General features: G+C 63.6%; 14 protein-coding genes. 12 read left to right on the top strand and 2 right to left on the bottom strand.

Annotation, left to right across the window (positions count from 1 at the left end; genetic code table 11):
* Positions 1 to 86 precede the first annotated feature (86 nt).
* The 9 genes from ABM428_RS08355 to bioB all read left to right on the top strand — a co-directional run bounded on the left by ABM428_RS08355 (position 87) and on the right by bioB (position 7,827).
* Positions 87 to 1,001: an ABC transporter substrate-binding protein gene (locus ABM428_RS08355; protein ID WP_132996702.1), complete on the top strand. Its 915-nt coding sequence runs from the start codon at positions 87 to 89 to the stop codon at positions 999 to 1,001.
* Positions 1,002 to 1,012: 11 nt separating this feature from the next.
* Positions 1,013 to 2,185 carry an ABC transporter permease gene (locus ABM428_RS08350; RefSeq protein ID WP_132996703.1) on the top strand — a complete coding sequence of 391 codons (1,173 nt, stop codon included), beginning with the start codon at positions 1,013 to 1,015 and terminating at the stop codon, positions 2,183 to 2,185.
* Positions 2,182 to 3,117, top strand: coding sequence for an ABC transporter ATP-binding protein (locus ABM428_RS08345; RefSeq protein ID WP_132996704.1), 936 nt, complete (start codon positions 2,182 to 2,184; stop codon positions 3,115 to 3,117). The genes ABM428_RS08350 and ABM428_RS08345 overlap by 4 nt, the downstream gene beginning before the upstream one ends.
* Positions 3,114 to 3,848 (top strand): ABC transporter permease, encoded by a 735-nt coding sequence (locus tag ABM428_RS08340; RefSeq protein ID WP_132996705.1) that lies wholly within the window; start codon positions 3,114 to 3,116, stop codon positions 3,846 to 3,848. Before ABM428_RS08345 ends, ABM428_RS08340 begins: the two co-directional genes overlap by 4 nt.
* A 76-nt stretch (positions 3,849 to 3,924) precedes the next feature.
* The gene (locus ABM428_RS08335) at positions 3,925 to 4,575 is read left to right on the top strand and encodes a DUF1007 family protein (protein WP_353627826.1); all 651 of its coding nucleotides are present in this window, start codon (positions 3,925 to 3,927) and stop codon (positions 4,573 to 4,575) included.
* A complete protein-coding gene (locus tag ABM428_RS08330) occupies positions 4,560 to 5,492 on the top strand; it encodes a hypothetical protein (protein WP_353627825.1) in 933 nt (310 codons plus the stop codon). The genes ABM428_RS08335 and ABM428_RS08330 overlap by 16 nt, the downstream gene beginning before the upstream one ends.
* A gap of 45 nt (positions 5,493 to 5,537) precedes the next feature.
* Positions 5,538 to 6,206 (top strand): GntR family transcriptional regulator, encoded by a 669-nt coding sequence (locus ABM428_RS08325; protein WP_353627824.1) that lies wholly within the window; start codon positions 5,538 to 5,540, stop codon positions 6,204 to 6,206.
* A gap of 83 nt (positions 6,207 to 6,289) precedes the next feature.
* Positions 6,290 to 6,847, top strand: a complete 558-nt coding sequence (locus tag ABM428_RS08320) for a biotin transporter BioY (protein WP_005853098.1) — start codon at positions 6,290 to 6,292, stop codon at positions 6,845 to 6,847.
* On the top strand, positions 6,844 to 7,827 hold the full coding sequence (bioB, locus tag ABM428_RS08315) for a biotin synthase BioB (RefSeq protein WP_005853096.1): 984 nt from the start codon (positions 6,844 to 6,846) through the stop codon (positions 7,825 to 7,827). Before ABM428_RS08320 ends, bioB begins: the two co-directional genes overlap by 4 nt.
* A 76-nt stretch (positions 7,828 to 7,903) precedes the next feature.
* Here the strand turns inward: bioB and ABM428_RS08310 are convergent, their stop codons facing one another.
* Positions 7,904 to 8,707 (bottom strand): thioesterase family protein, encoded by an 804-nt coding sequence (locus tag ABM428_RS08310; protein ID WP_037944080.1) that lies wholly within the window; start codon positions 8,705 to 8,707, stop codon positions 7,904 to 7,906.
* A 195-nt stretch (positions 8,708 to 8,902) separates the two neighbouring features.
* On the opposite strand from ABM428_RS08310, the gene ABM428_RS08305 reads away from it, so the two are divergent.
* From ABM428_RS08305 to arsJ, 3 genes are read left to right on the top strand one after another with little or no spacing between them, the layout of a single operon-like run.
* Complete coding sequence (locus tag ABM428_RS08305; RefSeq protein ID WP_353627823.1) at positions 8,903 to 9,745, top strand: helix-turn-helix domain-containing protein; 843 nt, start codon at positions 8,903 to 8,905, stop codon at positions 9,743 to 9,745.
* 6 nt (positions 9,746 to 9,751) lie between these two features.
* Positions 9,752 to 10,750 carry an ArsJ-associated glyceraldehyde-3-phosphate dehydrogenase gene (locus ABM428_RS08300; RefSeq protein WP_132996712.1) on the top strand — a complete coding sequence of 333 codons (999 nt, stop codon included), beginning with the start codon at positions 9,752 to 9,754 and terminating at the stop codon, positions 10,748 to 10,750.
* A complete protein-coding gene (gene arsJ, locus ABM428_RS08295; RefSeq protein ID WP_132996713.1) occupies positions 10,747 to 12,000 on the top strand; it encodes an organoarsenical effux MFS transporter ArsJ in 1,254 nt (417 codons plus the stop codon). The genes ABM428_RS08300 and arsJ overlap by 4 nt, the downstream gene beginning before the upstream one ends.
* A 36-nt stretch (positions 12,001 to 12,036) precedes the next feature.
* Here the strand turns inward: arsJ and ABM428_RS08290 are convergent, their stop codons facing one another.
* Positions 12,037 to 13,974, bottom strand: a complete 1,938-nt coding sequence (locus tag ABM428_RS08290) for a TRAP transporter fused permease subunit (RefSeq protein WP_353627822.1) — start codon at positions 13,972 to 13,974, stop codon at positions 12,037 to 12,039.
* Between the last annotated feature and the right edge of the window lie 74 nt (positions 13,975 to 14,048).

Genomic DNA, 14,048 nt, shown 5'->3' with positions numbered 1-14,048 from the left:
TTCCCTTGGCTTCCCGGCTTTGCCCGCTACCTTGATCCCCAAGTTGTACAAACCAGTTACTTTTTACGCCAAGGAGCCTGCATCTCATGAAAAATTCCCTTCGTATCACCGTATCCGCCGCGACCCTTACCGCGGCACTGGCCTCGGCCGCGGCCGCCGACATCACCGTATCGTCCAAGATCGACACCGAAGGCGGGCTGTTGGGCAATGTCATCGCCCTTGCGCTCGAGGACGCGGGCCTGCCTGTCGAACGCCGCCTGCAACTGGGCGGCACGCAGGTTGTCCGCGAGGCGCTGCTGTCCGGCCAGATCGACATATACCCCGAATACACCGGCAACGCGGCCTTCTTCTTTAACGAAGCAGACAGCGACGTGTGGAAAGACGCCGAAGCCGCACACGCCCGCGCGGCCGAGCTCGACTCCGCGCAAAACGATGTCACATGGCTGACCTCGGCCCCTGCCAATAACACATGGGCAATCGCGGTGACCGGCCCCGTGGCGCAAGACAACAACCTGACCACCATGTCCGATTTCGGCGCATGGGTCGCGCAGGGCGGCACGGTCAAGCTCGCGGCCTCGACCGAGTTTGTGTCCTCCCCCGCGGTGCTGCCCGCGATGCAGGACACCTACGGGTTTGAACTGAACGCGGACCAGACCGTGATCCTGTCCGGTGGTGATACAGCGGCCACGATCCAGGCCGCCGCACGGGGCACATCGGGTGTGAACGCCGCGATGGTCTATGGCACCGACGGCGGTGTCGGTGCCACAGGTCTGGTGGTGATGGAGGATGACAAGGGCGTGCAGCCCGTCTACGAGCCCGCCCCCATCGTCCGCGCCGAGGTACTGGCCGAATACCCGTCGATCCCCGAGGTGCTGAACCCCATTTTTGAAGGGTTGGACATGGCGACGCTGCAAAAGCTCAACGGGCGGATTCAGGTTGGCGGTGAACCGGCAGAGGCCGTGGCCCGTGATTACCTCACCCAAGCCGGGGTGCTGGACTGATCCGGGGCACGATGTCCTTGCAGACCTCTCGGGCGCGGCTATCCGCGCCGGGGGTTCTATTTGCCGTTCTGGGGGCCGCAGCGATGCTGGCCCCCTTTATGACGCTGGCCGCAAACCGCATCGTGGCGGGGGACGCGGTGCCGATCTGGGCGGTGGTCCCCGTATCGCAGACGATCCCCGGATTGGCAGCGATCTTGGCGGGGCTGGCCTTGGGCCTGCCTGCAAGGCACGTGGGGCTGCGTCTGGCGGGGCCGCTTGTGGGGCTGGCGGGGTTGCTGTGGCTGCTCGTCCAAGGCGCGCCAGCGCTGCTGGAAGGCGCGGGCGATTACGCAAGGGTCTCTCCGGCGGCGGGGTTCTGGTGCTTGCTGGTGATCTTTGCCCTACTCATGGCCGATGCGATCACCGCGATGAAACCGGGGCCCTTTCAGCGCGCACTGTTGCTGACAGCGGTGCTGGGTGCCATGTCCGTCGTGCTCGGCTCTGGCGCGCTGGCACCGATGTCGGTGATGCAGGAATTTGCCGCGCGCCGTGACGCCTTCGCGTCCGAGGCGACGCGTCACCTGTGGCTGGCCTTCGGGTCGCTTGGCATGGCGGGGCTGATCGGCTTTCCCATCGGCGTTCTGAGCCACCGCAAACCCGCGCTGCGCAGCGCGATCCTGCCGGTGCTGAGCTTTCTGCAAACCATCCCCTCGCTCGCCATGTTCGGGCTGATGATCCCCCTGCTGGGCTGGGTCGGTGCCACCGTGCCCGGTGCGCGCAGCATTGGCATCGCGGGCATCGGATTTGCACCGGCCTTTGTCGCACTGGTGCTCTATTCGCTGCTGCCCGTCGTGGGAAACACCGTGGCCGGACTGGCCGCCACGCCGCCGCAAGCCCTGAACGCCGCGCGCGGAATTGGCATGACAGCGGCGCAACGCCTGTGGCGCGTGGAACTGCCCATCGGCCTGCCCGTGATCCTCACCGGCTTGCGTATCGTGCTGGTCCAAAACATCGGGCTGGCGGTCATCGCGGGGCTGATCGGCGGCGGCGGCTTTGGCACATTCGTGTTCCAAGGGCTGAACCAGACCGCGACAGACCTGATCCTGTTGGGCGCGCTGCCCACGGTCGCGCTGGCCCTGACGGCGGCTATCGTGATGGATATTCTGGTCGACCTGACCCGCCGCCTCCCCAAGGAGACCCCATGATAGAGATCGACAATATCACCAAAATCTACGACAGCGCCCGCGCCGTCGATGGCGTGTCGATGACCATTGATACCGGCACGATCACCGTTATTGTGGGCACATCCGGTTCGGGCAAGACAACGCTTTTGCGGCTGATCAACCGGCTGGAAGAGCCCACCTCGGGAGAGGTGCGGATCAACGGACAATCAACCCTCGACGTCAAACCGCATATCCTGCGGCGGCGGATCGGATATGCCATTCAGGGGCACGGGCTGTTCCCGCATCACACGGTCGCGCGCAATATCGGCGCGGTGCCGCAACTGCTGGGCTGGACCCGTGACAAGATCGACGCCCGCGTGGACGAACTGCTTGATCTCTTCTCGATGGCACCGCAAGAATTCCGCCACCGCTACCCCTCTGAACTGTCGGGCGGGCAACAACAACGTGTCGGCGTGGCACGGGCCCTTGCCTCGCGCCCTGATCTGATCCTCATGGATGAACCCTTTGGCGCGCTCGACCCGATCATCCGTACCCGCGCGCAAGAGGATCTGCGCCGCATCCAGCAGACGCTCGGCTCCACCATCATCCTCGTGACCCATGATATGGAGGAAGCCATTCGTCTGGGCGACCGCGTGGCGGTGATGGATGGCGGCAAGCTGGTGCAACACGCCACCCCGGCAGAGATCATCACCCACCCCGCAACAGATTTTGTGGCCGATATGGTGGGCGATGTCGAACGCCCGCTGCGGCTGCTGTCCCTGACGCCACTGGCTGAGGTGATGGAGGACGGTCCTGCCAACGGCGCGCCCCTGCCCCGCGAGGCAAATCTGCGCGACGCGCTGTCGGCCTGCCTGTGGACAGGGCGCAGCGCCGTGCCGATCACCGACAAGGGCAAGATCATCGGCCGCGTGACGCTGGACGCGATCCGCGCCCGCGCCGAGGTGCACGCATGACAGCGGGCAACCTGCTACGCGCCGGCTTGCTGGCGCTGTTGCTCGCTCTGGTGCTACGGCCCGATTGGTTCGCGCAGCTCTTTGCCCCGCTGGCCCCGGCGGGCGGACCGGTCATTTACGCACGCAGCTCTTTGCTCTCGCTCTCGCTCAGCCATCTCGGGCTGGTGGCCCTTGCCTCTGTTTCGGCGACGCTGGTGGCGGTGACGTTGGCGATCTTTGTCACCCGTCCTGTGGGCGCGTCCTTCCTGCCGCTGTCGCGCACGATCACCAACATCGGTCAGACCTTCCCCCCCGTCGCGGTGCTGGCGCTTGCCGTGCCTGCCTTGGGGTTCGGGGCGGGGCCGACGCTGGTGGCGCTGTTTCTCTATGGGCTGCTCCCGATCTTCGAGAACGCGATCACCGCCCTATCAACCCTGCCCCCCGCCACGATGGAGGCTGCACGTGGCATGGGGCTGAACCGCTGGCAACGCCTGTGGCGGGTGGAGCTTCCCCTCGCCGTGCCCGTGATCCTGACCGGCATCCGCCTGTCCGTCGTCATCGCCCTTGGCACCGCCACCATCGGCTCTACGGTTGCCGCGCGCACCCTTGGCGAAGTCATCATCGCCGGGCTGCTGACCAACAACACCGCCTATGTGCTGCAAGGCGGGTTGATCGTGGGACTTTTTGCGGTGCTTATCTATGATGCGATGGCCCAGCTTGAACGCTACCTGAGCCGTCGCATGGGTGGGTAAACCGCGCCGAGTGGAAGCACGCCGATCCGCCGCCCGCGCAATTGCGCCCCCTGTCCAAGACTTGTATCACACCCCTATGATCCGACAGCTTGCCCCTTTTGTCCTCACCCTCTGGGCCGCGCCGCTGGCCGCGCACCCCCATGTGTTTATCGACACGCAGCTCTCGCTTGTCGCCGACGATCAAGGGCAACTGACCCATGTGCGGGTGACCTGGGAATATGACGCGCTCTATTCCTTGCTGGTGACCGAGGATATGGGCCTTGATGCCGACGGCGACGGGGCGCTCACGGAAACGGAGCTTGCGACGCTGAACGGCTTTGACATGCAGTGGGTCGACGGGTTCAACGGCGATCTGGTTATCAGCGCGGAGGCGAACACCATCGCGCTGTCCGGCCCGACCGAGATTGCGACGCAGTTTGAAAACGGACAGATCACCACGATGCACACCCGCGCGCTGGAAACCGCAGTTCCCGCGGGGACAGCGATCACGATCAAACCCTATGATGCGACCTATTACACCGCCTACGATATCACGACCGCAATAGACACCACGCGCGCGCCGACCTGTCGGGCCCGCGTCGCCATGCCCGACGTCACCGCCACGATGGAGGCGCTGCAACAGCAGCTCGCCCAGCTTGATGCCCAGACCGATCCTTCCGACGCGGGTCTGCCGGATATCGGCGCGCAAATGGCCCCGACGGTGAATGTGACATGCGCCGCGCCCTGACTGTGATTGCCTTGGGCGTGGTCATCGCCCTTGCCGCGCTGTGGTGGACCGGCGGCTTTGACCGGCTGGCGCAATGGGCTGCCGCGCATCAACGCGCGTTTCAAAATAGCATCGCCCTCTCGCTTCGCGCCGTACGTGCGGGCCAGCCAGAGGCGATAACCGCCCTGCTTTCCGCCTGTTTCGCCTATGGCGTGGTGCATGCCGCAGGCCCCGGTCACGGCAAGGTGTTGATCGGCGGCTATGGCGCGGCCAAGGCTGTGCCGATGCTGCGCCTGTCGGTGATCGCGCTGCTGTCCTCGCTGGGTCAGGCCGTGACGGCGGTGGCTCTGGTCTATACCGGCGTGAGCCTGTTGCACTTGGGGCGCGAGCGTATGATTTCGCTGACAGAGGCGATTATGGCCCCCGTCAGCTATGGCGCGATTGCCTGTGTCGGGCTGTGGCTGTTCTGGCGGGGCCTGCGCCATTTCCGCGCGACGCTTCCCGCGCCGCTAGACCATCACCACCATCACCACGATCACCACGATCACCATCATCACGACCACGACGGTATCTGCGCCACCTGTGGCCATGCGCATGGCCCCACCGCTGAACAGGTTCGACAGGCAACCACCCTGCGCGAGACGCTGCTGCTGATCGGATCTATCGCGGTGCGGCCCTGCACGGGGGCGTTGTTCGTGTTGATCATCACGCTTCAGATGGGGATCGCAGGCGTCGGGATTGCCGGTGCTTTCGCGATGGCCTTTGGCACCGCGACCATCACCATCGCCGTGGGTCTGGGGGCCGGCGCGTTGCGTGGCGGCGTGCTTGCCGGACGGGCGAGCACCCCCCGTGCAGCCCAGATCGCCGCCCTGATCGAGCTTGCCGCGGGGCTTGGTGTGGCCCTGTTGGCGGGCGGTTTGCTGCTGCGGGCGATCTGAGTTTACCCGCTCGACAAGCGGGGCGGTCAAAACTATCTATAATCCATGACCCAGTCTAGATCAGAGACCCACTCCGCCCGGATTGCGCGCATATTGGCCGACCGCATCATCTCGGGGCAGTTGGCCCCGGGCGCGCGGTTGCGGCAAGACCACATCGCGCAGGAATTCGGCGCAAGCCATGTGCCCGTGCGCGAAGCCTTTCGCCTACTAGAGACACAATCACTTGCAGAAAGCCTGCCAAGACGTGGATTTCGCGTCACTTTCTTCGATATGGCAGAGCTGCGGGAAGTCGCTGAAATGCGCGCAAGCCTCGAAGCGCTCGCCCTGCGGCACGCCGCACCCAACCTGACGCCCGATATCCTCGCCAAGGCGCATAAGGCCAACCTCCAAGGCGACAGCGCCCAGAATGTACATGAATGGGAAGAGGCAAACCGCTGTTTTCACAGATTAATTCTTGAACCCTGCCAGATGCCGCGGCTGATGCGGTCGATTGACGACCTGCAAGCGGCAAGCGCGCGGTTCATTCTGCGGGCGTGGCGGACAAATTGGGAAGCCCGCACCGATCACGACCACCGTCTGATCCTCGACGCGCTGCGTAAAGGTCAGGTGGATCTGGCCTGCACCACGCTCTCGCGCCATGTGGGATGGATCGGCAAGCGCAGTCGCACCCTAAAAAATCAAATCGGCTCAGGCACTTCCGAGTTTTTCAGATAATTATCTATAATCTGAATTGTCAGCAGGCGCGTCCTTCGTCCTACTGGGGTAGACCTTGAAAGCTATCACTCGGAGGAAACCAGATGGCACTTGCGATTACATCCCTACCCCGTAACCCGTCCTTCGCGCAGGGGCTTGGCCTCGCGCTGGCCGGTGCCGCGCTGATCACGCTGGGGGCCAAGGTCCAGATCCCGTTCTGGCCAGTGCCCATGACCCTGCACACGCTATCGGTCTTTCTTGTCGCCCTCACCCTTGGGCCGCGTCTGGGGCTGGCGGCGATGGCGGCCTATCTTGGTGCCGGTGCAGCGGGGCTTCCGGTGTTTTCGGGCACGCCTGAACGGGGCATCGGGCTTAGCTATATGGTCGGGCCGACGGGCGGCTATCTGCTGGGCTACCTTGTGGCGGCAGGGCTGACCGGCTGGCTGGCGATGGGGCGCGGCTGGATCGGGCGCGTGCTGGCGATGCTGGCGGGTCTGACCGTGGTCTATGCCGGTGGTCTGGCGTGGCTGGCGCTGTTCGTGCCCGCACCCAAGCTGCTGGCCGCAGGGCTGACCCCCTTCCTGCTGGGCGATGTGGTCAAGGTGCTGCTGGTGGCGACACTGCTGTCGGGCCTGTCGCGGCTGAAAGGGCGTGATCAATGATCCGCACGGACTGGACCCTTGACGAAGCGGCAGCGATCCACGCGCTGCCCTTCCCCGACCTGATCCATCAGGCGCAAACGCTGCACCGTGCGCATTTCGACCCCACGGCGATCGAAACCGCCAGCCTGCTGAGCATCAAGACCGGCGGCTGCCCCGAGGATTGCGGCTATTGTTCGCAATCGGCGCATTACGACACCGGCGTCAAAGCGACCAAGCTGATGGGCGCGGAAGAGGTCATCGCCGCTGCCAAACGCGCCAAGGACGCGGGCGCACAGCGGTTCTGCATGGGGGCTGCATGGCGCAGCCCCAAGGACCGCGACATGGACAAGCTGACCGATATGGTGCGCGGCGTGGCCGATCTGGGGCTCGAGACCTGCATGACGCTGGGGATGCTGTCGCCCGAGCAGGTGACCAAGCTCAAGGATGCCGGGCTCGATTTCTACAACCACAACATCGATACCTCGCCCGAATATTACGCCGAGATCGCCTCGACCCGCACGATGGAAGACCGCCTTGAGACGGTGGAACATGTGCGCAAGGGCGGGATCAAGGTCTGCTGCGGCGGTATCCTTGGCATGGGCGAGGCAGAGGCGGACCGGATCAGCATGCTGGTCACCCTCGCCACGCTGCCCAGCCACCCAGACAGCGTGCCGGTGAACCTGTGGAACGCGGTCAAAGGCGTGCCGGTGCAGGGAAAATCCGAAAAGGTCGACCCTTTTGCGCTGGTCCGGCTGGTGGCCTTGGCGCGTATCCTGATGCCCGCCTCGGTCGTGCGCCTCTCCGCAGGCCGCACGGGGATGAGCGACGAGCTGCAATCGCTGTGCTTTCTGGCGGGGGCTAATTCGATCTTTGTGGGCAACCAGTTGCTGACCACCGAAAACCCGGCCACGTGGAAAGACAACGACCTGCTGCAACGGCTCGGCATGCATGTGGCACCGGCCAAGCCCGCGTCCAGATCGGCCAAGATCGCGGCGCAGTAGATCCGCCCCTGACACGTGCAAAAGCCCGGCCTGATATCCTCGGGCCGGGCTTATCCTATCGGGCGACAGCGTGGCGTCAGGCGAAGATGATCACCGACTGCATGCCGTCTGCGACCATATCCCCATCCGTATTCCAGACCCGCATGACCTGAGAGCTATAGCCGCCGTTACCGGCGGTCAGCTGTGTCTCCATCATATACCAGCCGTCGCGGGTGTTGGCGTGATCGGACAGCAGGTTGATGATCCAGTTCATTGACGAGTTCGGCCCCGGCCGCGTCATCATCGGGAAGGCCGCAGGGGGTAGCACGTCGCCAATGGCGATCAGCCCCTCGAGCGTGCCCCACATCGCCGGATCACGGTGCCGCGCCCAGATCCGGACATAGCCGCGATCGGCACCGGAGAACGGCAGGCTGCCCTCGATCAGCTTGACCTCGAAGTTGACAAAGAACCGCACCGGCGGGCGTTTCAATGCGGGCGGGAAATAAGATGGCGTGTCGTCCGGCCCTTGGGGGGCGGCGGGCGCGGTATGGCCCACGCTCAATTGGCTTTCCTGCGCATGCCCGAAAGAAAACGTGCCCGTTGCCGCGACCTTGCCGTCGATTTCAGCGCGGGTGGCAATGGTGGTGATGTTGCGCCCTTCGCGCAGCACTTCGGCATGGATCGTGGGCGGCTGCGACACGGGCGCGGTAAAGTTGATCAGCGCAGACCGCAGCGCGGGCAGATCGGGGCGGTCCCGACGGGCCGCATTGACCAGCAAGGCACCGGTAAATCCGCCAAAGGCCGTACGCCCCTGCGCCCAGTTCTCTGGCACCTGATAGCGCGGCGCGGTGCCGTCCTGCTCTGCTGTGGCCAATACTTCGGCCAGGGTCACGTCTGTCATGTCGGGTCCTTTATACGTCTGTCACCGCGCGCGGGCGCGCTGTTTCCCAATCGATGCCCGCAAAGCCAAGGGCGCGCAAGACACCCTGCCCCTGAAACGCCACGTCACCCGAAATGCGGCCCCGCGGCAAAAAACCTTTGGCGGGACCGAACAGAGGTGTTGACGCCCAATCTGTATTTCACATATTCATGAAATATGGAATCACTACTCACAGATCGACTCGCCACCCTGAGCCACCCGCAGCGGCTGGCCGTGTTTCGGCTGCTGATGCGGCGCTATCCGGATGCTTTGCCTGCGGGGGAAATCGCGCAGGTACTGGCCCTGAAATCCAGCACGGCGTCGGTATATCTGTCGGCGCTGACGCAAGTCGGGCTGATCTCGCAGCGGCGCGACGGGACGCGGCTCTTGTATACCATCAACCTTGATGCGGCGGGCGAGGTCGTATCGGGGTTGTTCGTGGATTGTTGTCGGGGGCGCGCTGATCTCTGCCCGCCCCCGTTCTCTGACCTCATTAACAGGACGCAGATGATGACCCAGACAAAGTTCAACGTACTTTTCGTATGTACCGGCAACTCCGCCCGTTCCATCTTTGCAGAGACGATCCTGCGGGACATGGCGGGCGACCGGTTCACTGCCTATTCCGCGGGCACCCTGCCCCGGTCCGAGCTTAATCCCCTTGCGGTCGAGATGCTGCAAGCCAAGAGCCACAGCATCGATGCGCTGCGGTCCAAACATATCTCTGAATTCCAGACCGCCGATGCGCCGCAGATGGATTTCGTCTTTACCGTCTGTGACCATGCCGCAAACGAGGAATGTCCCACCTGGCCCGGCCAGCCCGTGTCGGGGCATTGGGGCATGCCCGATCCCGTCAAAGCCGAAGGGACAGAAGCGGAACGCCGGCTGGCCTTCCAGCAGACATATGGCGCGCTGCACAACCGGCTGCTGGCCTTTACCGCCCTGCCTTTCGAAGCGCTGGACCGCGCTGCCTTGCAAAAACGGGTCGATGCCATCGGGGCCGACCCAGTGACCACAGGATAAACCACCATGACAACCTATGCGTTGAACGGCCTTGGCCGCATCGGAAAACTCGCCCTGCGGCCCTTGCTGGAACAGGGGGCCAAGATCGCCTTTATCAACGACGCGGTTGGCGACCCCGAGATGCACGCCCATCTGCTGGAGTTTGATTCCGTTCACGGGCGCTGGCCTGCGACCTTCAGCGCAGAGGATCATGCGATCACCATCAATGGCACGCGTATCCCCGTGACCAGCACCAAATCGATCACAGACCTGCCGCTGGAGGGTGTGGATGTGGTGATCGACTGCACCGGTGCGTTCAAGACAGAGGCCAAGCTTGCCCCCTATTTCAAGGCGGGCGTGAAAAAGGTTGTGGTCTCTGCCCCCGTCAAGGACGGGCCGACGGCGAATATCGTCTATGGCGTGAACGACGACACCTATGATCCTGCTACCCACAGCATCGTCACCGCGGCGAGCTGCACCACCAACTGCCTCGCCCCCGTCGTCAAAGTGCTGCTGGAAGGGATCGGGATCAAACACGGGTCGATCACCACGATCCATGACGTGACCAACACGCAAACCATCGTGGACCGCCCCGCCAAGGACATGCGCCGCGCCCGATCCGCGCTGACCAACCTGATCCCTACCACCACGGGGTCCGCCACGGCGATCACGCTGATCTATCCGGAACTGACCGGCAAGCTGAACGGCCACGCCGTGCGGGTGCCCCTGCTGAATGCGTCGATCACCGATTGCGTGTTCGAGGTGGAGCGTGAGACGAGTGTGGAAGAGGTCAACGCCTTGTTCAAAACCGCCGCCGAGGGGCCGTTAAAGGGCATTCTGGGCTTTGAGGAACGCCCGCTTGTGTCGTCGGATTACACCAATGACACCCGCAGCGGGATCGTGGATGCGCCGTCGACGATGGTGGTGAATGGCACGCAGGTCAAAATCTATGCGTGGTATGACAATGAAATGGGCTATGCGCACCGTCTGGTGGACGTGGCGCTGATGGTGGGCGGCAAGCTGTGACACGCCCTGCCGGTTTTACCGCCTATATCACTGTCACCGCCGCCTATTGGGCCTTTATGCTGACCGATGGCGCGCTGCGGATGCTGGTGCTGCTGCATTTTCACACGCTCGGCTTCTCTCCGGTGCAGTTGGCCTATCTGTTTGTGCTCTACGAGATCGCGGGCGTGGTCACCAACCTGTCGGCGGGCTGGATCGCGGCGCGCTTCGGACTGACCTCGACGCTCTATGCGGGGCTGTCGTTGCAAGTGGTCGCGCTGCTGGCGTTGACACAGCTTGATCCGGCATGGAGCGTCGCCGCCTCGGTCGTCTTTGTCATGCTGGTGCAAGGGCTGTCGGGCGTGGCCAAGGATCTTGCCAAGATGAGCTCTAAATCCGCGGTCAAGCTGCTGGCCCCAACCACAGGGGGCGGCTTGTTCCGCTGGGTCGCGCTACTGACCGGATCGAAGAACGCGGTCAAGGGCGCTGGCTTTCTGCTGGGTGCGGGGATGCTGGCGTTGCTGGGGTTTGTGCCGTCGACGCTGGTGATGGCCGCGATCCTGTTTGTGATCCTGATCGGCGTTATCATCGGTATGCCCGCGGGCCTGCCCGTGGGGCGCAAGGATGCCAAGTTCACCGAAGTCCTGTCCAAGAACCGCAATATCAACTGGCTCAGCGCCGCGCGGCTGTTCCTCTTCGGCGCGCGCGACGTGTGGTTTGTCGTGGGCATCCCGATCTATTTCTATGCCGTGCTCTCCGATGGCAGCGTCGAAAGCAAGCGGGAGGCCTTCTTTATGATCGGCAGCTTTATGGCGGTGTGGACGATCCTTTATGGGGCCGTGCAAGGCTGGGCCCCCAAGATACTGCGGGCCACAGGCCGGACGGAAGGCGACACGCTCGCGCAGGCCCGACACTGGAACCTTGCGCTGGTCGTCGTGCCTGCCCTGCTGGCCGCGCTGGTCTGGATCACGCCTGCGCCATCCCCCGCGCTGACGGTCACGATTGTCATCGGTTTGCTGGTGTTCGGTGCGATTTTCGCGGTGAATTCGGCGCTTCATTCCTATCTGATCCTCAGCTTCACGGATGCAAATCGGGTCACGATGGATGTGGGGTTCTACTATATGTCCAACGCGGCCGGTCGGTTGGTAGGCACGCTTTTGTCAGGCTTCACCTATCAACTGGGGGGGCTGGCGCTGTGTCTTGGCACCGCGGCGCTGATGCTGGCGCTGAGCGCCTTGGGGACGGCACAGCTGCGCCCCTCGCAAACGTCATGAACTGCGGCGCGCGGGGATGTCCCCGCGCGCCCAATCTTATGGGACCGCAACCACGCCGTTGCGGTTGTCCCGCCAGATCACCGCGACAAGCGCGGCCGAGACGACCCCCGCGACCAGCGTCGTCGTCAGCCCCGGAAAGCTGAAGGCAAAGCCCGCGATCCCCAGCGGCAGGCGCAGCCAAGGCCGCACCATACCGACGCCCAGCAGATAGCCCTCAAGCCCGCCGGACAGCAGCGTGATGCCGATGATGATCGACGGCAGCACATAGATCAGCGGCGTCAGATCGCCCTGCAGCACCAGCGCAGGCTGGAACAGGAAGAACAGCGGCACAAAGTAGATCACCACCCCCAACCGCATCGCGGTGAAGGAGGTCAGCATCGGCTTGGCCCCCGCAATCGTCGCCGCCAGAAACGCCGCAGCCCCTACCGGAGGCGTGATCACCGACAGCATCGCGTAGTAGACGATGAAGAAGTGCACCGCGACCGTGTTCAACCCGCCGATTTCGATGATCGCGGGTGCCAGCGTCACCGCAAGGAAGATGTAGGCGACAATCGCAAGCCCCGCCATGCCCATGATAAAGCAGGCCAAAACCCCAAGCGCGATCACGAGATAGACGTTATCCCCGCCCAAAGCGACCAGCCCCGAGGTCATCGACCCAGTCACACCGGTGATGGTCAAGGCGCTGACCACAAAGGCGATCGGCAGGATGATCGCTGCGGTCTGTGTGACCAGCGTGCCCACTTGGCGCAGCGTTTCAAAGATGCGCGCAGGTGTCATCATGGTCTCGCGTTGCAGGAAGCTCAGCGCGATCATCAGCGCACTGGCGTACCACGGGGCGTAATACTCCCACCGCATATAGAGCAGGCCCCAGACCAGAAAGATCATGACCAGCAGGAAGGGCCAGCCGCGCTTCATCACCTCGCGGGCCGAGGGCAGGTTTTCGGGTTTCATCCCCACCAGCCCCTTGCGCGCGGCATAGGCGTCGACTTGCAGGATCAGGCCAAAGTAGAACAACGCCGACGGCAGGATCGCGGCCACCATCACGGTCGCGTAATCCACACCGATGGTGATCGCCATGACAAAGGCAATCGCCCCCATCACCGGCGGCATCACCACCCCGCCGGTCGAGGCACAGGCCTCGATCGCGCCAGCGTAATGGGGCGGGTAGCCGACCTTTTTCATGGTCGGAATGGTGATCGACCCGGTGCCCGCGATGTTCGAAAAAATCGACCCCGACAGCGACCCGAAAAAGGCGCTGGCCACGATCGATACTTTCGCTGGACCGCCGCGGTACTTGCCAAAGCCCGCATTGGCCAGATCGATAAAGAACTGCCCCGCCCCCGTAGCGATTAGCACACCCGCAAAGACCAGAAAGCCCAGCACGATCTCGGCGACGATCTTGGTGGTGATGCCCATCAACCCTTCGGTGCGGAAGACATGCGCCTCGATCATGCGTTCAAACGTATAGGGGATGCCCATCAGCAAACCGGGGAAGTAATCGGCCACCAACGGATACAGCCCCAGCACCAGCACCACGAGCAAGAAGGGGATGCCCCCCGACCGGCGCGCGATTTCAAGCATCAGCAGCCAAAGCACGACGCCCGCGTAGAAATTGGTCCAACCCGCCTGCACGATCTCCCATGCATACATGGAGAACCACATGCAGATGCCAAAGCTCACGGCGGCCGCCACGATGTCATAGATCGGCACATGGGTGTGCGATTTCACCGCTGGCAGCGCGATGAACGCCGCCGCAAGGAAGGTGCCGATGAAGACCCAGTAATACTGCCCCTCGATCAGGCGCCGCCCGCCGATGGGAACGCCGAATACATAGGCCAGCCCCATCCCGAGGCCAAAGGTACACAGCAACACAAAAGCGATGCTGGTGAACGAGAATAATCCCCCCAGTCGCGTCGTCTCGGACGAGGGTTCGACAGCCGTTTCAGCCGCCGGAGGGTGTTGTGTTGCTGACATGGATGATCCTGAAAATAAGGGCGCTGTGGCAGTGTCTTAGGAGGACGGAGCACGCTGTGCTCCGCCCTGTCTTA

Source organism: Sulfitobacter sp. TCYB15 (assembly GCF_040435955.1).
Taxonomy (GTDB): Bacteria; Pseudomonadota; Alphaproteobacteria; order Rhodobacterales; family Rhodobacteraceae; genus Sulfitobacter; species Sulfitobacter pontiacus.
Note: the sequence above shows the minus strand (reverse complement) of the source record. Positions and strands in the feature narration are given on the sequence as shown.